General features: G+C 47.5%; 14 protein-coding genes and 1 pseudogene. 6 read left to right on the top strand and 9 right to left on the bottom strand.

Going from position 1 to position 18,400, the window contains the following annotated elements:
* Nucleotides 1-331 precede the first annotated feature (331 nt).
* The 4 genes from ACEW9I_RS20940 to ACEW9I_RS20925 form a co-directional block, all read right to left on the bottom strand.
* Complete coding sequence (locus ACEW9I_RS20940) at nt 332-1,318, bottom strand: tyrosine-type recombinase/integrase (protein WP_373542276.1); 987 nt, start codon at nt 1,316-1,318, stop codon at nt 332-334.
* A gap of 1,033 nt (nt 1,319-2,351) precedes the next feature.
* Nucleotides 2,352-3,248, bottom strand: a complete 897-nt coding sequence (locus ACEW9I_RS20935; RefSeq protein WP_373542262.1) for a restriction endonuclease — start codon at nt 3,246-3,248, stop codon at nt 2,352-2,354.
* Nucleotides 3,249-3,713: 465 nt separating this feature from the next.
* Nucleotides 3,714-3,872, bottom strand: a complete 159-nt coding sequence (locus ACEW9I_RS20930; protein WP_373542261.1) for a hypothetical protein — start codon at nt 3,870-3,872, stop codon at nt 3,714-3,716.
* A 402-nt stretch (nt 3,873-4,274) separates the two neighbouring features.
* The gene (locus ACEW9I_RS20925) at nt 4,275-5,939 is read right to left on the bottom strand and encodes an ABC1 kinase family protein (protein WP_373542260.1); all 1,665 of its coding nucleotides are present in this window, start codon (nt 5,937-5,939) and stop codon (nt 4,275-4,277) included.
* Nucleotides 5,940-6,285: 346 nt separating this feature from the next.
* On the opposite strand from ACEW9I_RS20925, the gene ACEW9I_RS20920 reads away from it, so the two are divergent.
* Nucleotides 6,286-7,071, top strand: coding sequence for a Ycf66 family protein (locus ACEW9I_RS20920; protein WP_373542259.1), 786 nt, complete (start codon nt 6,286-6,288; stop codon nt 7,069-7,071).
* 19 nt (nt 7,072-7,090) lie between these two features.
* On the opposite strand, the gene ACEW9I_RS20915 is transcribed toward ACEW9I_RS20920, so the two are convergent.
* Nucleotides 7,091-7,777, bottom strand: a complete 687-nt coding sequence (locus tag ACEW9I_RS20915) for a response regulator transcription factor (protein WP_373542258.1) — start codon at nt 7,775-7,777, stop codon at nt 7,091-7,093.
* Nucleotides 7,778-8,086: 309 nt separating this feature from the next.
* On the opposite strand from ACEW9I_RS20915, the gene ACEW9I_RS20910 reads away from it, so the two are divergent.
* Nucleotides 8,087-8,653 carry a hypothetical protein gene (locus tag ACEW9I_RS20910; RefSeq protein ID WP_373542257.1) on the top strand — a complete coding sequence of 189 codons (567 nt, stop codon included), beginning with the start codon at nt 8,087-8,089 and terminating at the stop codon, nt 8,651-8,653.
* Between the two features lie 112 nt (nt 8,654-8,765).
* The gene (locus ACEW9I_RS20905) at nt 8,766-9,857 is read left to right on the top strand and encodes a glycosyltransferase family 4 protein (protein ID WP_373542275.1); all 1,092 of its coding nucleotides are present in this window, start codon (nt 8,766-8,768) and stop codon (nt 9,855-9,857) included.
* Nucleotides 9,858-9,954: 97 nt separating this feature from the next.
* On the opposite strand, the gene ACEW9I_RS20900 is transcribed toward ACEW9I_RS20905, so the two are convergent.
* On the bottom strand, nt 9,955-11,403 hold the full coding sequence (locus tag ACEW9I_RS20900) for an aldehyde dehydrogenase (protein ID WP_373542256.1): 1,449 nt from the start codon (nt 11,401-11,403) through the stop codon (nt 9,955-9,957).
* A 198-nt stretch (nt 11,404-11,601) separates the two neighbouring features.
* On the opposite strand from ACEW9I_RS20900, the gene sbcC reads away from it, so the two are divergent.
* The 3 genes and pseudogenes from sbcC to tadA all read left to right on the top strand — a co-directional run.
* On the top strand, nt 11,602-14,640 hold the full coding sequence (sbcC, locus tag ACEW9I_RS20895; RefSeq protein ID WP_373542255.1) for an exonuclease subunit SbcC: 3,039 nt from the start codon (nt 11,602-11,604) through the stop codon (nt 14,638-14,640).
* Between the two features lie 103 nt (nt 14,641-14,743).
* A complete protein-coding gene (gene cobM, locus ACEW9I_RS20890) occupies nt 14,744-15,586 on the top strand; it encodes a precorrin-4 C(11)-methyltransferase (RefSeq protein WP_373542254.1) in 843 nt (280 codons plus the stop codon).
* A gap of 2 nt (nt 15,587-15,588) precedes the next feature.
* Nucleotides 15,589-16,053 (top strand): annotated as a pseudogene (gene tadA, locus ACEW9I_RS20885) (tRNA adenosine(34) deaminase TadA); the annotation flags it as partial.
* 152 nt (nt 16,054-16,205) lie between these two features.
* Here the strand turns inward: tadA and ACEW9I_RS20880 are convergent.
* The 3 genes from ACEW9I_RS20880 to ACEW9I_RS20870 form a co-directional block, all read right to left on the bottom strand.
* The gene (locus ACEW9I_RS20880; RefSeq protein ID WP_373542253.1) at nt 16,206-16,574 is read right to left on the bottom strand and encodes a hypothetical protein; all 369 of its coding nucleotides are present in this window, start codon (nt 16,572-16,574) and stop codon (nt 16,206-16,208) included.
* A gap of 105 nt (nt 16,575-16,679) precedes the next feature.
* Entirely contained in the window at nt 16,680-17,915 is a 1,236-nt protein-coding gene (hemW, locus tag ACEW9I_RS20875) for a radical SAM family heme chaperone HemW (RefSeq protein ID WP_373542252.1), read from the bottom strand.
* Between the two features lie 198 nt (nt 17,916-18,113).
* Nucleotides 18,114-18,332 (bottom strand): hypothetical protein, encoded by a 219-nt coding sequence (locus ACEW9I_RS20870; RefSeq protein ID WP_373542251.1) that lies wholly within the window; start codon nt 18,330-18,332, stop codon nt 18,114-18,116.
* Nucleotides 18,333-18,400 lie beyond the last annotated feature (68 nt).

Here is an 18,400-nt window from a genome sequence, read left to right as displayed (position 1 = left end):
ACGATCGCTCCCAGTCCAATTCGCAGTTAATAACTACATCCTCATCCCCCGATCTGCGTCATCGCGCTCGGGGTGTGAAACGATCGTCAATTAGCTGCATTTGCTGTAGACTCAATCTAGTTATATTTTATCAAGATTAGGTGCTGTGAGCTAGGGCATCGCCGAAATCACCACCTTGAGTGTGACTGAAGCCGGACTGCCCCAAGCTTGTATGCGCTCGTCGTGAAGAGACCCTACTCGATTTAGATCTTTGAGAGCCATAACTTTGCCGCTAGTTGCAAGTCCCTGAGCCGTATGGGTAAAATCGCGCTGAGTGGGTCGGCAAACCGCCCTAAAGTAAATCGATCCCCACCTTCAACGCGGGATTATTTTCCCATCTGTCCCCCACATGGGCATAAATCGCTGTAGTGCGCGGATCGGCATGTCCCAACAAATCCTGCACCTGTCGCAATGACGCCCCATTTCGCAGAGCCAGTGTCCCCGCCGTGTGCCGCAAACTGTGAGCTGAGAGCGTCCGCCCCTCCATATATTTGAGATTAGTTGCTTGGAGATACTTATCCACCACCTGTCGAATCCCCCGCCGCGATAACCGTTCCCCGCGTCCGTAATTACTGAGATTGAGCAGCAGCGGACTATCGACCATACTATCAAACCCACTCCCCCGCAGTGCGGTTAAATACGCCTCCATGATGTGTGCCAACTGAGGAGTCAAGGGGACAACCCGCAGGTGTCGCTTACTACTGACCCTCACCCCCACCCGATCGCCCTGACGCACCACATCCCCGATATTGAGCCGATGCATCTCGACTGTGCGCGTCCCTTCGAGTGTCATCACCCCGAGCAATAATTTATCCCGCCAGGTTTGGAGCGGGGCGCGAGTCTCGATCGATTTGAGCAACACGGTCGCTTCCGCCTGTTCGAGATAAGTAATCCGCGCCGCCGGATCGATCGATTCTGTGGGTGGTTTGACGCCCCAGGCTGGGTTCCCCCCCATCAACCCGTATTCTACCGCCGCATCATACAACCGACTCACTGCTGTCAATTTCACCCCGATGGTGCTGGGCTTATACCCTCGCTGTTCTGCTAAATGCCACCGATAAATCTTGATCGTCTCTCGTGTCGCCTCACGCGGATCGATCGCATTTTCCCGACACCATTCTAAATACTGTTTAACCTGCGTCCAGTAGGTGACGATCGTATCGCCACTCGCTCCCCCATTGGCAACATCAAATTGCAAAAAGTTGGTGAAGACGCCAATCAATGCATCGCAGTCGATTTCGATCGCTGCTGCTGTCTGTTGCTCGGTGGTAGTGACCATCTGCACAAAAAGTATCGATCTCTACCATTGTATAAAATATCTTCCAGTTATGTCACGCTCTGCACCAAAATAGCCAGATGCCTGTTTGCTCGGCTATCCCTTACCACTCTCAATCCTCGCTCGCTCTTTACTCACCGTCCGATCTACCGCTCGCTCCCGACCATGACGATCGCCTTTGGTTGTCAATCTCGCTCAACTCAAATAATCAATTTATATTAACATATTACTTTTGAATATATATAGATGTTTTTGATGCACATTTTTATTTTTAAAGTATATTTATCAACAAATAAAACATAATTATACTTTGAAAACACTCATAATTGCAATCAATTACTTATTGGCGATCGAGAAAAAAGAATAACCCTTCTGTACCTGGAATGAAGTTCAGGGCAAAAGTTAGTCATCTTTCCGCTCCTAGAAATTGCCAGTAGGGAGCAAGGGGGTATTGAGGTACCGATAAATACACTTATCGGTACCTCAATACCCCCCACCCAGATCCTCTCATCTGCTAGTCGCTCTAAAATTCCGCTTAATTGCCATACTCATTTGAGGGAACTCTTGGAGGATGATTTAGATATCAGGATCGGAGGATCGGAGTAGGCGTTCGATCGTGTTTATTTGGGTATGAATAGTCGGCAATCTCACTAATACTTTGGTGAGATTTAGATTATTTTACTCTAGCTTGTATTCCAGATTTTGATGATAAAATCGACACCGTTCTAGCGGTGATTAATAGATGTTTTTAACTTGCTACTGACTGAATGATACCCACTGTTTGAGGCGATCTCCTGGAAACTGAATTAGAAATCTGGGATTTAGCTTGGAGAGAGTAAAGGTTGTTCGCATTGGGGCTGAGATAACAAGGGTGTGATAATACATCTTTTCACACCCTTGTTATCACCCCGATCCACCTCGACTCCGATTTTATCGATCGCTCTCGATTATCGTAAAATTTATACTGTATTTTTAGGCTTAATTTAGAGATATTACAAACAGAGATATCCGCAATCGATCAAATATTTTTCAGCAATTATTCACCATCAAAGTAATCTAAATTTAACCGTTTAATTTGGTATTCTGAAACAACCAAAACGCCCAGATTAACGTCGATTGCATAGTTAGCTAACTGTTCCCCATCGATGAGAACAACTTTCGCATTTGCAGGCAAATAAGACTTCGCTTCCTTTGAGAACTTTGCGGTAGTAATGAAAATTCCTTTACGGGCATGTTTGCCATCCAAAGCACCAACAAACTTGTGAATTTCAGGACGACCCACGGTACCACTCCAGCGTTTTGCTTGGATATAAATAACATCCAAACCAAGCCGATCTTCCTTGATAATTCCGTCGATTCCTTCGTCTCCAGTCTTACCTATTGCCATCCCTGCATCTACCAAGGAACCGCCATAACCCATTTTGACTAGTAGCTCGATGACTAGTCGCTCGAAGAAGGCAGGAGATGCTGTTTTAATCCGTTCGAGGAGTTCCTGGGCGAGATTCTGACGCAGTTCTTCATACGCTGATGCCATCACCTCATCAGGGGTTTGTTCGAGGGGGAGATCGGAGGTTTCTGGGGCACTAGCAGTCGCACCGATGAAGTCCAGATATTCGGGGAATTGTTTGAGGTATTTAATATCGATTCGGGGCGGCTTTTGGGCGAGGGTGTCTAAACCTCGCTGGGTAATCTGAAACTTGCCACGAGCGGGATAAGTGAGCAATCCGGCTTTTTTGAGATGAGTACAACTCCAACCGACGCGGTTTGCGAATCTAGCCTGTTTGCCAGATGGGAGTAGTTCGCGGCGTTCGGTCTCGGTGAGGTGGAAATGGGTGGCTAGTTGCTCTATTGCCTCGGATAATTTGTACTCTTTGCTATCCCCTGCAAGTTCTAATAGGGGGAGCATAATTGTCTGGAAATCGGGGATGGACATGAGAAACGATCTAACTAGTCAAGAGTTATCATTCCCCCTTTCCTGGGCGAAATTTACAGCCTCTGGGCACTAATATGCTCAGATCTCTTGGGTAGGTTCGGTGAATTTGCGAGTGGTTTCGATTCTCCAAAGGAGCGACTCGCTCCGGTCGGGTTTCCCGACCATGGAAGCGAGTCAAGACAGAGGCTACGCCAACGAATGCCTCTAGATCGGCTTGAACGGCTGTTAGGTATCTTTAGACCCAAAGAGATTTAGCTTCAAGATTCGCACTGTATCTATTAAAAAATTTACGCATCTAAAAAATAAAAACATATTTATAAAATACCTATGCATTTAAAATGTAGATTAGCTTACGAATAAAATTAAGCATAGATGCAAAGAATAAATGTATTTAGTTTGTATTTACCAAGAATATTCGAGAATCGAGACGATCTCCATCAAAGCTAGATGAGTACGATCGCCAGACTACTTGTTAGCGCGATCGAAAGTGAGGATTCGAGCAAAAAAAGTGAGCTTGGCGATCGCCGCATATTTATGTACTAGTGCAAGGATGACTTCAAGGGTAATCCGATCTGAGGTGGGTTCGAGCCATTGCAATTCAACCTCATCCAGAATTTGGGACATCCGGTGGTTGTTTCCATGTCAAAATTAGCCCCAAGTAGGAGCGGCGATCTTGTTTATTGCTCAAATTAGTCCTTAATTCTTCGTTGCTAGTGCGATCGCGGTCGCTTTCCGATTCACAATTAAGTTAGGAGTTTAAGAAGAATATTAATCGATCGCGAGTTGGCTCCTGACGATCGGTTAAAATACAAAGGTAGGACGATAGCAGCTTTTGTCCCAGCAATCGATTAGAATCTCGATAGTAATAGAAAGTCATGATAGAGCAGATAGTTATGATGAGTTTCATAGATCGCTCTTCGATCGTTTAGGTGAAGAGCGAAATCTAATTTTACATCGCTCGATCGATTCTACAACTATAGCTTGGACTATTCCAGAAAGATGCCCTACCGCTCGACAGATTGCAGCTTAGAGTAATTTTCCAGACCTAATAATTTTGACAATCAACCATAAACCAAGAATACTCGCCGCACCAAAAAGCACATTACTTAGCAGTTGCAATTCAGGTGTTCTGGCATTGGCAGACACGATTGCGGCTCCGACAATGAGCGAACCAACTACCGTACTAAACGATCGCCGATTGGCAGCGTCATCGACACTATTTTGGATACCATCGAGGTTTTGAATGGTGATATTTAGCTTCAAGGTTTCGGAGCTAAAGCGATCGAGCAAAAAGCCTAATTGACGCGGCGATTGGAGGGAGAGATTTTTTAATTCTAAGCCTGTGCGGAGGAGTGACTGCATCGGATCGTTGCCGAAGAGTTGCCGCTGGAACATATCACTCATCAACGGGCGCACTTCTTCAAATAAATTGACTTCAGGGTTGAATTGTCGCCCGACGCCTTCGAGATTGGCGAGGGATTTGGCAAATAAACCGATATTACTCGGCCAGCGGAGATTGTTGCGCCGTGCGGCTTGGAGGATTTCAGCGAAGGCTTCGCTGGCATTCATATTCTGCAAGCTGATGTTGTTGTATTTGTGCAGCAAGCGATCGTAATCCCATTCCAAGCGGGAGAGATTGAGTTCGCCCATCGGTTCGGCGAGTTGGAGGGTGATTTGGGCGCAACGCTGGGCATCGCCATTGACGATCGCTAGAATCATTTCCATCAGAGCTGACTGGGTGCGGGCATCTAGCCGCCCCATCATGCCACAATCGAGGACGGCGATCCGTCCATCATCGAGGTAGAATAAGTTGCCAGGATGCGGATCGGCATGAAATAAGCCATCGACTAAGTATTGCTGAAAGAAGGCGCGGAAGCAGAGGACTGTCAGGGCTTGCCGCTCTTGCTGGATATCGCCGCCATAGTTTTTGCCCGTCAGCCGTGCGGCTAGAATCGGCACGCCATCGAGCCATTCCAGTACCAGGACTTTCTGAGTCGATAACTGGCGATCGATCTCCGGTACCATGATTTTGGTCGGATCAAACCAAGTACCAGCTAATAAATTCTGGCGAAGCTTCTCGGTATAGCGTGCCTCCTGGGTGAAGTCTAACTCGGCTTGGAGCGCGGTACTAAATTCTGCTGCGAGGGAAACCAAGTCGTAACGTTTGCCAAAGTCCGTCCCAGATAACAGTTTGGCAGTTTGTTTTATCATGGCGATATCCCTAGCCACCAAGCGATCGATCCCAGGACGCTGCACCTTGATGGCGACGATCCGCCCATCTTTGAGGATCGCGCGATGGGTTTGGGCGATCGATCCTGCCGCCACAGGCAGAGTATCGATCTGACTAAAAATTTCAGGGATTGGTTGGGACAGTTGTTCGAGCAAGATCGTCTCAATTTCTCGCCAATCGATCGGCGGCACATTGGACTGAAGTTCGCTCAGAGCTTCAATATATTCGAGCGGCAGCAGATCGGGACGCGTACTGAGCAGTTGTCCGAGCTTGACATATACTGGCCCCAAATCGACTAATATACTCCGCAGGATCGCGGGGGGTGGAATATCAACTCGATCCTCTGCTGGCGAGGCTTTGCCAATGGTGAGGATTTGACGCATGTAGTCCCAGCCATGATGTAGCAGGACTTCTACTATCTCCCGCTGGCGAGAACTATCGATTTTGGTAAGAGCCTGCATGGGTGAATAACTCCTGACGGTGATGTCAATGGCAAATCTCTATCAACTATTGTATCGACATCTCAGTTCTGGCGGTGGATGGTGGATGGCGAAAAGTGCGGGAACAGGGGTTTCCCCAAGTAGAGTACCTTTTCAAGACAGTGGATGGTGGATGGTGGATGGTGAGAAGAGATTACAATCAAGGTGGTTTCAATCGGAGGCATTGTCGTAGGTAGGCACTTGGGTTAGTAGTAGAATAGTGTTGAGGGTGAGACTGTTGGTTGTCGATAAAGCGATCGCGAGATCTCTGTACCTGAGCTGCGATAATTTAATTTAGGACATTGACTCATAGGAGCGGGCGATCGAAATGCTGGCACATATATTAGCTGTCTTAGTCGGTATGGGTAGCGTTGGGTTGTATCTTGCGGCTTTTTTCTTGCCAGATATCCATCGCAAATCGGATTTTATCTGGAGTGGTGTGGGGTTGTTTTATGCACTCACGCTCTGGATTTATGCCCGTCAGGAGATCGGTGGGCTGTTAGTCGGACAAATCGCCAGTGTTGCCCTGCTCGGCTGGTTGGGGTGGCAAACCTTCATCCTGCGGCGTCAACTCGTCCCAGTGAGCCAGCAAAAGCCCATTCCTAGCACAACTAAACCCCCCGCACGGAGCGGTTTAGATCGATCGACTGCCAAACCACCTCAACCCACTGCGAAAACAGCTCCACCCGCCATATCTGCTCCGCCAGTCGTCACAACTCCAGCTCCAAGGCGGAGCGTCCCACAACCCCCAGCACCAACTCCGAGCGTTCAAGTACCACCCAGCCAAAAAACTGTACCTGTAGAGAGCAATTTACCTGTAAATACTCAACCAGCTCCACAGCCACCAAGTCCTAAAAACGATGCAGTAGAGCCGACATTGCGCGCTGATATCGTCGAAACAACGGAGAAAGCTTGGATCGAACTAAAAGTCAAGTCAGCTCCAGCCCCCAAGCCGCTCGGAACCGCAGCCAAGCCACCCACCCCCGCATCGTCAACTATTAGTAGCCCACCACCACAACCATTATTACCAAGTAGCACTGAAGATCGATCTACTATATCTCCAGCCGAACCGATCGCCGCCACCACTCGATCGGCTGTGGAAGATTCGGAGTAGCCAAATTGGCAATCGCGCTCTAGTTAGTCAATCCATGTTCGAGCGCATACCGCACCAGCTCAGTCCGACTATTGGTGCCTGTCTTACCAAACAACCGACTGACATATTTTTCCACATTGCGGACACTCGTCTCTAGCTGCTTGGCAATCTCCTTATTCATCAATCCAGCAGCCACAAGATCCAAGACACTTTGTTCGCGCGGCGTCAGATCGATCCGAATTGGCGGCGGTGTTTTGACGATGCCACTAGTGGGGTTGAGCATCCCTCGCAGTTCGGCGGCGATTTGCTTGGCGATGCCTTCCATCTCGGGATTTTGGGAAGCGGCTACCGCTACAGTCCGCCGCTCGATGAGGTTTTGGACGATCGCAATCAGCTCATCTGGATCGAACGGCTTGGACAAATAAGCATCCACACCAGCTTGATAACCAGAAATACGATCGGCTTTCATCCCTCTCGCCGTCAGAAAGATCACGGGAGTGGCTTTAAATCTGTCGTCTTCGCGCATTTGTTTGAGGAACTGATAGCCATCTACCTGGGGCATCATCACATCCGAAATCACCAAATCGGGTAACTGTTGTTGTAGCAGCTCCCAAGCATCCTTGGCACTACTCGCCACTTGGACGACATACCCACTATCTTCAAGATATGCTTGGACTGCTTCTCGCAATCCTGGTTCATCATCGACTAATAAAAGTTTTCCTGCCATTGTATTGCGTTCCTCTAACCCTTGCAGCCTGCACTTCTCACTTTAACAAAACTTGTCCGGTTTAAGCTGAGTGTCGAGCGGCAATTGTGGTGTCAGCACTTTGGCGGATTGCATCTGAGGGTGGTTTGTTATGATGGCAAATAGATAGATAAGTTCTAGCTTTTACCTTATTCAATCTCGATCGAGACTGAGATTGGAGCGATCGAGATCGCGAACGAATCTTCGATCCGCATTCCAATTGAGACTAACCGCGCGGGTAGATCGATCGATTCACATCGATCGCTGTTATTAAATTAATTATTTAGATTGATGACTACAAACATCTCAACTCCGACATCACTAATGGTCACAATTTGGAGTTTACGCTCTGTACCTATTAGTATGCTGATCCTCATGTTTGTCTTCAATAGTGGGAGTGTTCATGCGCCTCACCCCAATCTCCACTTTTGGTTTGATGCGATCGCGATCGCTGGCATCGTCGGGATTATCGCTTATTGGAATAAGCTCAAGCGGTTGCATTGGAATGTCAGTTTTACGATCTATTTATATATTTTTCTCATCCTAATTCTCCGCAATCCCTATGAGATTTTAACCGCTATCCCCGCTGGGAAAATGGCACTAATTAATTGGCAATCGATCTTAACTAGTCTCTGGGTAGGTGTGGGTATCTTTACGATCGGGATGTTATTAGAAGTATTGATTTTTCAGCTCCGTCAATTCAAGAGTTGGACATGGTGGGCAGCTTTATCAGTATCGATTTTGTATGTGTGTAGTATTGTGTTTTTCTTTTCGGGGACATTGGGGATCTGGAGTCTACTCGACTCAGACACCAAGCAGATCTTCAGAAATCGGCTGCGCTATCTCCAAAATCAGTAAGATCGAGCGGTTGTATTCGGCTGCTGCTAACCTATGGTAGGGGCAATTCAATCCACGCTCCTAATCGATCGTCAATTGCCGTTAAAATTGAAACTGTCACTTGCGTTAGCCCATCCCTTTGAATAGATCGTCGCCCCCACCTAGACTCAAAATTCTGATCCTCTCAACGCCCGTAGGTGCTTTAGGCTCTGGATTGGGTGGTGGTGTCGAGCTGACGATCGCCAATCTCGCCCGAGAGCTAAGATCGCGCGGACATACGATCGCGATTATCGCTCCTTTAGGTTCGCAATTAGGCGATCTACCGACGATCCAAGTCCCTGGCGAACTCCAACTTACCGCCCAAACTCAGGAACAGGCTGCATCGATCTCCATGCCTGGAGATCCCGTACTGGCGAATATGTGGGCAACAGCCAGAGCGATCCAACATGATTATGACCTGATATTTAATACTGCCTTCGACTGGCTCCCCTTTTATCTCACGCCATTTTTCGATCGCCCGATCGCTCATTTCGTCAGTATGGGTTCGCAGATAGCCGCGATCGATCTGGCGATCGAGCGAGTCGCGGTCGATTTTCCAGGTACGATTGGCGTCTGTACCCGCACTCAAGCCGCGACTTTTAGCTTTGGCGATCGCTGTCACATCGTCGGTGGTAGTGGCGTCGATCCGGCTGTCTATGACTACTGTGACACTCCCGAACAGACGCTGGCGTGGTTGGGTCGGATTTCGCCCGAAAAGGCTCTCCAAGACGCTGTGGCTGCCGCTGAGCGTACAGGGATGAAGCTCAAAATCATGGGCAAGATCCAAGATCCAGATTATTGGGCGCAAATCCAATGTGACTATCCCCACGCCCCGATCGAATATCTGGGATTTTTGCCCACTCATCAGTTACAGCAAGCTCTCCGCACCTGTAAAGGACTATTGATGACACCGCGCTGGGTCGAAGCTTTTGGCAATGTCGCCATCGAGAGCTTTGCCTGTGGCGTCCCAGTCATCGCATATCGGCGCGGGGGGCCTGCCGAAATCATCACCGATGGTAAAACGGGATTTTTGGTAGAGCCAGACAGTATAGACGGCTTAGTGAGCGCGATCGCCCGATTGGATGAGATCGATCGTGCTCAGTGTCGTCACGCCGCTGAGACAGTTTTCTCACAATCCGTCTGGGGCACGGTGATGGAAAGCTGGTTTTATCGATTAGTGGACTAACATCAGTAGACCTCCTGCGAAAGTAAAAATACCATCTTTTTTAGTACTGTTTTCATCTGAAATTCCCCCTATCCCCTATCCCCTATCCCCTGACTGCTCACCCTGTCACAATTCCCTTGATTTGTTTGAGCTTTTGAGCAGTATAAGGGGCATAACGCCAACCCAAATCTAGCCAAAATTCACGTCTGAGCACACTTTTAGAGTGAGAAAAAGTATCGAAACTTGCTTTGCCGTGGTAAGCACCCATGCCACTTTCCCCGACACCACCAAAGGGTAAACTATTGACACCAACCTGCATAACTGTATCGTTGATACAGACACCGCCGGATGAAGTCGCCTGCAAAATCCGGTCTTGCTTGTGGCGATCTTGACTAAAAAAGTACAGGGCTAGCGGTTTGGGGCGAGCATTGACTTGAGCGATCGCCTCTTCTAGCTCGTCATAGGTCAGAATTGGCAAAATTGGGCCAAATATCTCCTCCTGCATCACTGGATCGTCCCAAGTGACCCCATCGATCAGAGTTGGAGCCAAATAGCGATCGGCCAGATTGTGGTCACCACCTAGTACAATCTCCCCGCGATCCAAAAAGGTAATCAGTCGATCGAAGTGTCGGCGATGGATAATCCGACCATAGTCGCGGCTGACGGCTGGATTTTCACCATAGAATTCTTTGATGTAGTATTTGATGCGATCGACCAGATCGGGCTTGATTTGACGCTGTACCAGCAGGTAATCCGGTGCAATGCAGGTTTGACCAGTATTGATAAACTTGCCCCAAGCAATGCGTTTGGCGGCCCGATCGAGGTGAATATCACTATCGACGATACAGGGACTTTTGCCACCCAATTCTAAGGTCACGGGCGTGAGATGCTGTGCCGCCGCCGCCATCACAATCCGCCCGATCGCTGTCCCACCCGTAAAGAAAATATGGTCGAATTTTTCAGCTAAAAGTTGTTGGCTAATATTGGCATCGCCTTCGGCAACAGCAATATACTGGGGGTCGAAGGTGTCGGAAATTAGTTCAGCCACCACCTGCGATGTGTGAGGCGCATGTTCGGAAGGTTTGAGCATAGCACAGTTACCCGCCGCGATCGCCCCCACCAAGGGTGACATCATCAACTGAAAAGGATAGTTCCACGGGCCAATAATCAACACCACACCGAGGGGATCGGGCTGAATCCAAGCCGAAGCTGGAAACTGATCGATCGGACTTTTGACCCGTTGTGGCTTGACCCAATGTTTGAGCTGTTTGAGGGCGAGATTAATTTCGCCCAGAGTCGCAATTTCAAAGTAAGCTTCAAAAGCTGGACGACCGAGATCGGCTTTGGCTGCCTGGATAATTGCCTCTTGGCGATCGATGATGGCTTGTTTGAGCTTGGCAAGCTGTTCGAGCCGAAAGGCGATCGATTGAGTCTGTTCTGTCCGAAAAAACTCTCGTTGTCGCTGGACGAGGTTGGGGATGGGCAGGGCGGTGAGTTGCTGGGTCATGATTAGCGGTTGAGAATCTGCTAGACATTTAGATTTTAACGAATCAGACTTAGCCTGCAATCTGTCGAGGATCTTGCTTTACTCTCAACAGATACTTTCAACCGTAAAATAAGTCGCAGCATCCGCAATTATCGATTATAAATTATCAATTAATTTAAGCAAGATCCCCCGTAGTGATTCAACTAGCACAAAAATACCACAAATGTCCCAAAACTCTCTATCCTAGAGGTTAGATGCTTTCCCCTTCAGCGAGCGATTATGATTCCACTGCAACTGTCACTCAAGAACTTTCTCAGCTATAACGAAGCCAGCTTGGACTTCACAGGGCTGCATACCGCTTGTATCTGCGGTGCCAATGGGGCGGGCAAATCCTCACTTCTCGAAGGGATTACCTGGGCGATTTGGGGCGAATGCCGTGCGGTGAGCGAGGATGACGCGATTAGTATGGGGGCGATGGATGTGCGGGTGGACTTTACCTTCAAGATGCACGGCGAGACTTGTCGGATCATTCGCTCCCGTCAGCGCGATGGTAATGGAGGGTTGGAGTTTCAGATTCAGACGAGTGGGGGACAGTTTCGCACCCTGACTCAGAAGGGGATTCGGGCTACTCAAGTACTGATCGATGACTATCTCAAAATTGATTACGATACTTTTATCAATTCTGCTTATTTACGTCAGGGAAAAGCTGATGAGTTCATGCTCAAAAAGCCTACCGATCGCAAACAAATTTTAGCAGATTTGTTGAAGCTCGATCGCTATGAGCAGTTAGCCGATCGCGCTAAGGAGTCCGCTAAACAATATAAACTGCAACTAGAAGTATTGACCGAAAGTTTAGCTGAAGATCGATTGCAGTTGGCGCAAGTTGAGGGGATTACGCAGCAGCGAGATGCGGTAAAAGTCGAGATCGATCGATTGCAGCAAGCCCAAACTAATGAGCAACAAGAATTAGAAAGTTTTAAAACTATTGCCAGACAGCGCGAGACTTGGCAACAACAATTGGCATGGGAGCAAAAACGCGATCGCGAATTGAGTCAAGCGGCAACTCAAATTCAAGCAGATATGCAACTGCTGCTGCTCGATCGCACTCGCTTGGATAGTTTATTAAGTCGCTCGGATGAAATCTCGATCGCTTATCAAGCCTATCTCAGTTTACAACAGCAAGTAGCAGGATTGGACAAGCAGTTTGATACTTATCAACAGAGTCAAATCCAACAGCAACAACTCCAGCAACAATTGGATCGCCAAACTCAAGAGTTGCAATTAAAACTTGGCAAAAGTCAGGCAGAATTAGCATTAGTTGCTCAGCAAGAGCAAGAGCTAATCACGATCCTAGCGACAGCCGGAGATGTTACTAAAGCAATGGCGCAATTACAAGTATGTCGTCAGCGATTAATAGAATTGGATCGCCTTCAAACTGAAGTCTTACCACTCCAGCAAGAGCGTGTCAGATTAAATAGCGATATCGATCGCGAGACAGCCAAAATCCAGGCGAAATTAAATGAGCTAATCTTACGAGAACGACAAATCAAAGTCAAAATTGACGAGCAGCCCCAGCTAATTACCCAGTTGAGTTTACTCGATACCCAGATTACTGAATTAGACAATAAAAAAGTTTATCAAAAGCGGATTGAAGAGAAAGGGCTGGTTAAGCGAGAAAATCTACACCGACTTGATGCCGATCTCCATAATTATCAGCGACAATTGGTAGAGCTAGATCGCAAGCTCGAACTATTAGCCGTTCCCAATGCTAGTTGTCCGGTATGTGACTTACCATTGGATGAAAATCATTGGCAACATGTATTGACAAATGCCCAAAGTGAGCGCGAGAATATCGAACAGCAGATTTCCGCAACTCAAGAAGAGCAATCGCGTTATGTGCGCGAACGTGAAGTGCTACTGGCTGAATATAAGCAGTTAAGTCGTGAATTAGCTGATTCTAAAAGTCTATGCGAACAACGGGGTAAATTGCAAGCAAAATTAGATACGATCGCGGAATTACAGATCGATATTCAGCAACTAGTAAGTGAAAAATCTCAGATCGAAATAGCGATCGACTCCAAGAGTTATGCAAGTGAATTACAAGCTCGATTGGTAGAATTATCGAGCCAAATTGAATCAACTAAATATAACGAGCAAAGTCACGCTTTAGCTAGAGGTGATGTTGATAAATTACGCTGGGCAGAAATCAAACAAGAACGAATTAAAGATGCCGAACGCAAACAAATTCAACTAATCGATCGTCATAGTCAGTTACAAAGCGAGATTACTAAAATAACTGAAGACATCGCCAAACTCCAGACTGAATCTGAGCTATATATAGAGTTACAAGAACTAGATCGCCAAATCGAAAAATTGGGTTACGATCGCCACACTCATAATCAACTAACTACTCAGCTCCGTCAATCACAATCAATTCAATTTCAATATCAAGAATTACAGCAAGCACAACAAACTTATCCGCAATTACTAGAACGGATTAAAATATTAGCAACTACCGAACACCAAAACTTGGCAGATCGTCAAAGATCGATGGTAGAAATCGATCGTATCAATCTGGAGATTGCCAAAATACCCGATACTGATGAACGAATTGCATCGATCGAATCTCAGCTAGCTCAACGCCGTCACCAACTAGATACCAACCTCTCTATCTTAGGTAGTCTAACCCAACAACTCACCCAACTAGACAATATTCAAGCCCAACTGCGATCGCAAGAACAACAACTAGATATCTACAAAACCCAAGCTAAAATCTATGAAGAACTCGGTAAAGCCTTCGGTAAAAATGGAATTCAAGCATTAGTGATCGAAAATGTCCTCCCTCAACTCGAAGCCGAAAGCAATCAAATCCTCTCCAAATTGAGCAACAATCAATTTCACGTTCAATTTATCACTCAAAAAGCAACTAAAGCCAGCCGTACCAAGAAAGCCAACATCAAAAATGCCAAATATATCGATACATTAGATATCGTCATCGGTGATGCCAATGGTACCAGGTCCTACGAAACATACTCTGGCGGCGAAGCCTTTCGGATCAACTTCTCGATCCGCCTCGCACTCGCCAAACTCCTCTCCCAACGCGCCGGGACACCCCTCCAAATGTTGATCGTCGATGAAGGCTTCGGTACCCAAGATCGCGAAGGATGCGATCGCTTGATCTCCGCGATCAATGCGATCTCTGCCGACTTTGCCTGTATCCTCACCGTCACCCACATGCCCCAATTTCGCGAAGCCTTCCAAACTCGAATTGAAGTCCAAAAAACTAATCAAGGTTCGCAAATTCAGGTAATTACTTAGGATTGGTGGATGGTGAATAAAATAGAATGGTAGGGTGGGCACTGCCCACCAGCTAAGTTTGCAACTATCCACCATCCACCATTCACCATCCACTATTTAATGAATGCCTGAAAATATCATCACTAAACAATCGAATCATCAACCCCCAAGCCCCCAAGTATATATCATCGGTGTCGGCCCAGGCGATCCCGATTTATTGACAGTCAAAGGACAAAGAATCATTGCAACTGCTGACGCGATCTTGTACGCTGATTCACTTATCCCCGATCGGATCTTACAAGACACCCGCCCAGATGCCGAAATTATCAAAACTAGCGATCGCACACTCGAACAAATCGTAGCAATAATCGGCGATCGCGTGCAAGCTGGTCTAATTGTCGCCCGATTGCACTCCGGCGACTTGACACTTTATAGCGCGATTTCCGAACAAATTCACGCCCTGAGAGCGGCAGAGATCGCGATCGAATTAGTACCAGGAATTAGTGCTTTCCAAGCGGCTGCTGCCCAGCTCCAAGTCGAGCTGACAGTGCCTGAAATCGTCCAAACGATAATTCTCACCCGCCCGACGGGGAGAGCCTCAGCCGTCCCCCCAGCCGAAGATCTCGCCAGTTTAGCCGCCCATCAAGCGAGCTTGTGTCTTTATCTCGCCGCTCGTCATGTCGAGACAGCTCAGGCTCAATTACTGCAACATTACCCACCACAGACACCTGTGGCGATCTGTTTCCGTGTCGGGTGGGAAGATGAGCAAATTTGGGTAGTTCCGCTGATCGAGATGGCACTAGCCACTACTACTCAAAATCTCACCCGCACAACGATGTATATTATCAGCCCAGCATTAGCCCAAATTCAGCACCAGAGCAGCACTCCACCCACCCGATCGCAACTTTATCATCCCGACTACGATCGCTTATTTCGCCCCTCATCCCACCCTGTACCCCCTCTGTAACCATGGAGCTAGATTTTGAATTACATCAACGCTGGATAGCGCGATCGATCGAGCTGGCGACAATTGCTGGCAATGCTGGTGAGGTGCCTGTTGGGGCGATAATCGTAGCTCCTGATGGAGCGATAATTGCTGAAGGTGAAAATCGGCGCGAACGCGATCGCGATCCGACGGCTCATGCGGAAATTGTGGCGATCCGAGCGGCAGGGAGGAATCTAAATAGTTGGCATCTCGATCGCTGTACACTATATGTGACGCTGGAACCCTGTCCGATGTGTGCTGGAGCGATCGTCGCAGCGCGGTTGGGATTGCTGGTATATGGTGCTGATGATGCCAAAACTGGCAGTGTGCGGACGGTGTTAAATATTCCTGATAGTGCGGCTTCCAATCATAAGTTAAGGGTAATTGGCGGCATTCTAGCAGCTACTTGCCGTCAACAGTTACGGGATTGGTTTAAGCACAAGCGGATGTCTGACTCTCTTCCTAGTGTCAAATTGCGGAGTTCGTCCGGCCTTTGTTCCCACGGCTCGGGTGACCCGAGACGACGACCATGGAACGAACCCAAGTTAGATCTCTAGGGTAGTGAGTGAATGGTGAATGGTGGTGGTAGAGCGTCTATTTCTTAGCTCGATCGCTTGACTGACAGGATTTCAATCACCTCGATGTGGTAGGCGCACATTTGGCGATCGCCGCATCCTTGTGCGACAATTTTACCTCTAAATTCAATATTTAAGGTGCGATAGTAACCTGATTTAGTAGTGGTTCTCAATGCTTCAATCAGCAGATTGCGATCGCTTTTGGCTGGAATATCCAGTTGACAGTTGACAGACATCAATTCAAATCTAGATGTCTCCCAATGCGAGACATATTTGCCTCGAAAAATACATACGGCACCAAGCGGATATTCAGCTTGAATCAAGGTGTCGATCTGTTGCCACCTGGTGATATTCGACTTAGTGGCGCGATCGAGAATTGCCGCAATATTTCTCATCCTCAAAAAAAGTACTAACTTTAAAACGATCGATAGACCGAGTATTAGCCCCAATATGCAGATTAGATTTAACATAACTAAGTCCAGACAGGTTCGCAATCGAGATTAGAACTCTTGACTAAATATTTCTGTCAATACCACATTAGAAAATAATAATCCTTCTGGATCTGCCAATCTCAACTGGCGATTGTCATCGGTATGGGTGACAATCTCTACCCAGCCCTGTTGTTGATAAGGCTGCAAACATGTCAACAACCGCTCGACTCGATCGATTCCAAATTCAGCCGAGATCGATCGCAAACTCACACCTTGCGTCAATCGCAATCCCAGCATGAAAGTTTCTAAAAACCGATCCTCTACTGATGTAATTACCTCGTGCCAATTGCAGCCAGCGGCTACCCATTGGTAATACTCCTGAGTTTTGCGGGGACGCGTAAACCGATAACCCTCCAGATAACTAGCCGCACCCATGCCGAAAGCATAATACGGCTGGTTGCGCCAATAGGTGAGATTGTGACGACACTGATAATCTAAGTGGCGGACATAGCTAGAGATTTCATAGTGCGCGTACCCCGCCTGAGTGAGCTTCTGTTGGGCGATCCGAAACATCTCGGCGGTGGCTTCATCGCTAGGTAAAGGAGTATCCCCTGGTTGATACTGTTTGGCGAAGGGAGTTTGGACTTCGACTACTAGATCGTAGCAGGCAATGTGCATCGGGTTGAGGGCGATCGCACACTCCAAAGAAGCTTCCCAATCGGCGATCGTTTGTTGTGGTAAGCCTGAAATCAGATCCAAGCTCCAGTTCGTCATCCCCCCTTGATGAATTAGCTCTACAGCCTCATAAATATCCCGCACACGATGCGATCGACCGCACAATTGCAAGATTTCGTCTTGAAATGCTTGCACCCCAATACTGACGCGATTTACCCCCGCTTGGCGATAACCTTGAAGTTGCGCCAAATCGAATGTCCCCGGATCGATCTCCATCGAAATTTCAGCATCACTAGCAATCCCGAATTTGGCGGCTAGCCAATCTACGATTTGAGCCAGTTGTGCTACAGTCAGGAGCGAAGGGGTACCTCCACCAAAAAAGATCGTTTCTAATGGTCGATCGTAACTGACTTGGGCGGCGATTTCTGTGCCCAACTGCTCGACATAGAGTTGGATATTGCCAGAAGTAGCTCCATTGTGCCGATCTCCAACGACAAATACTGGAAAGTCGCAGTAAAAACACCGCCGCCGACAAAAGGGGATATGAATGTAAGCCGCAGTTGGCAGCATCTGTACATTCGCTAGATATTTGTCCATTGTGAGATATTGAAGATCGATCCGATCGAGCATTGCCTCCAGAGCTTAACTCAGATCGATCGATAAATGATTGAGAATGTGCCTAAAAAAACTCCAGTCTGGTGTAGCGATCGCACTATTAAACTTTGAGATTTAAGTTTAAATTCGATCGCCAATCTGTGGTCAAAGTGATATCGATCGCTACTAAGCCGATCGTCAACTGTCAACTGTCAACTTTTTAAGAAGAATCTCTCAACTGCTCGATCGGAATACCTCATTTTCCATCCCCACCCACCATTCACCCAAATTCATCATATCTTGGTGAATATCTTCCAATCTGACAATGTATTCTTCCGGTGATAGATCTGGCTTGGCTTCGGCTAGCTTTTTCAGGCGGAGTTGCACCAATAGCCATGATTTACCCATGCCATCGGTGTGTTCGATATATTTAGCTAAATCTTGGCTATTCATGGTGGGTAACTAATCTCATCTCGATCGCTAGAAACTTGATGCTATAAGTGCAGCTATTACCCTGGCCA

It is taken from the genome of Chamaesiphon sp. (genome assembly GCF_041738855.1).
GTDB lineage: Bacteria > Cyanobacteriota > Cyanobacteriia > Cyanobacteriales > Chamaesiphonaceae > Chamaesiphon.
The sequence above is the reverse complement of the archived record's forward strand: the minus strand, read 5'-3'. Positions and strand labels throughout refer to the sequence as shown.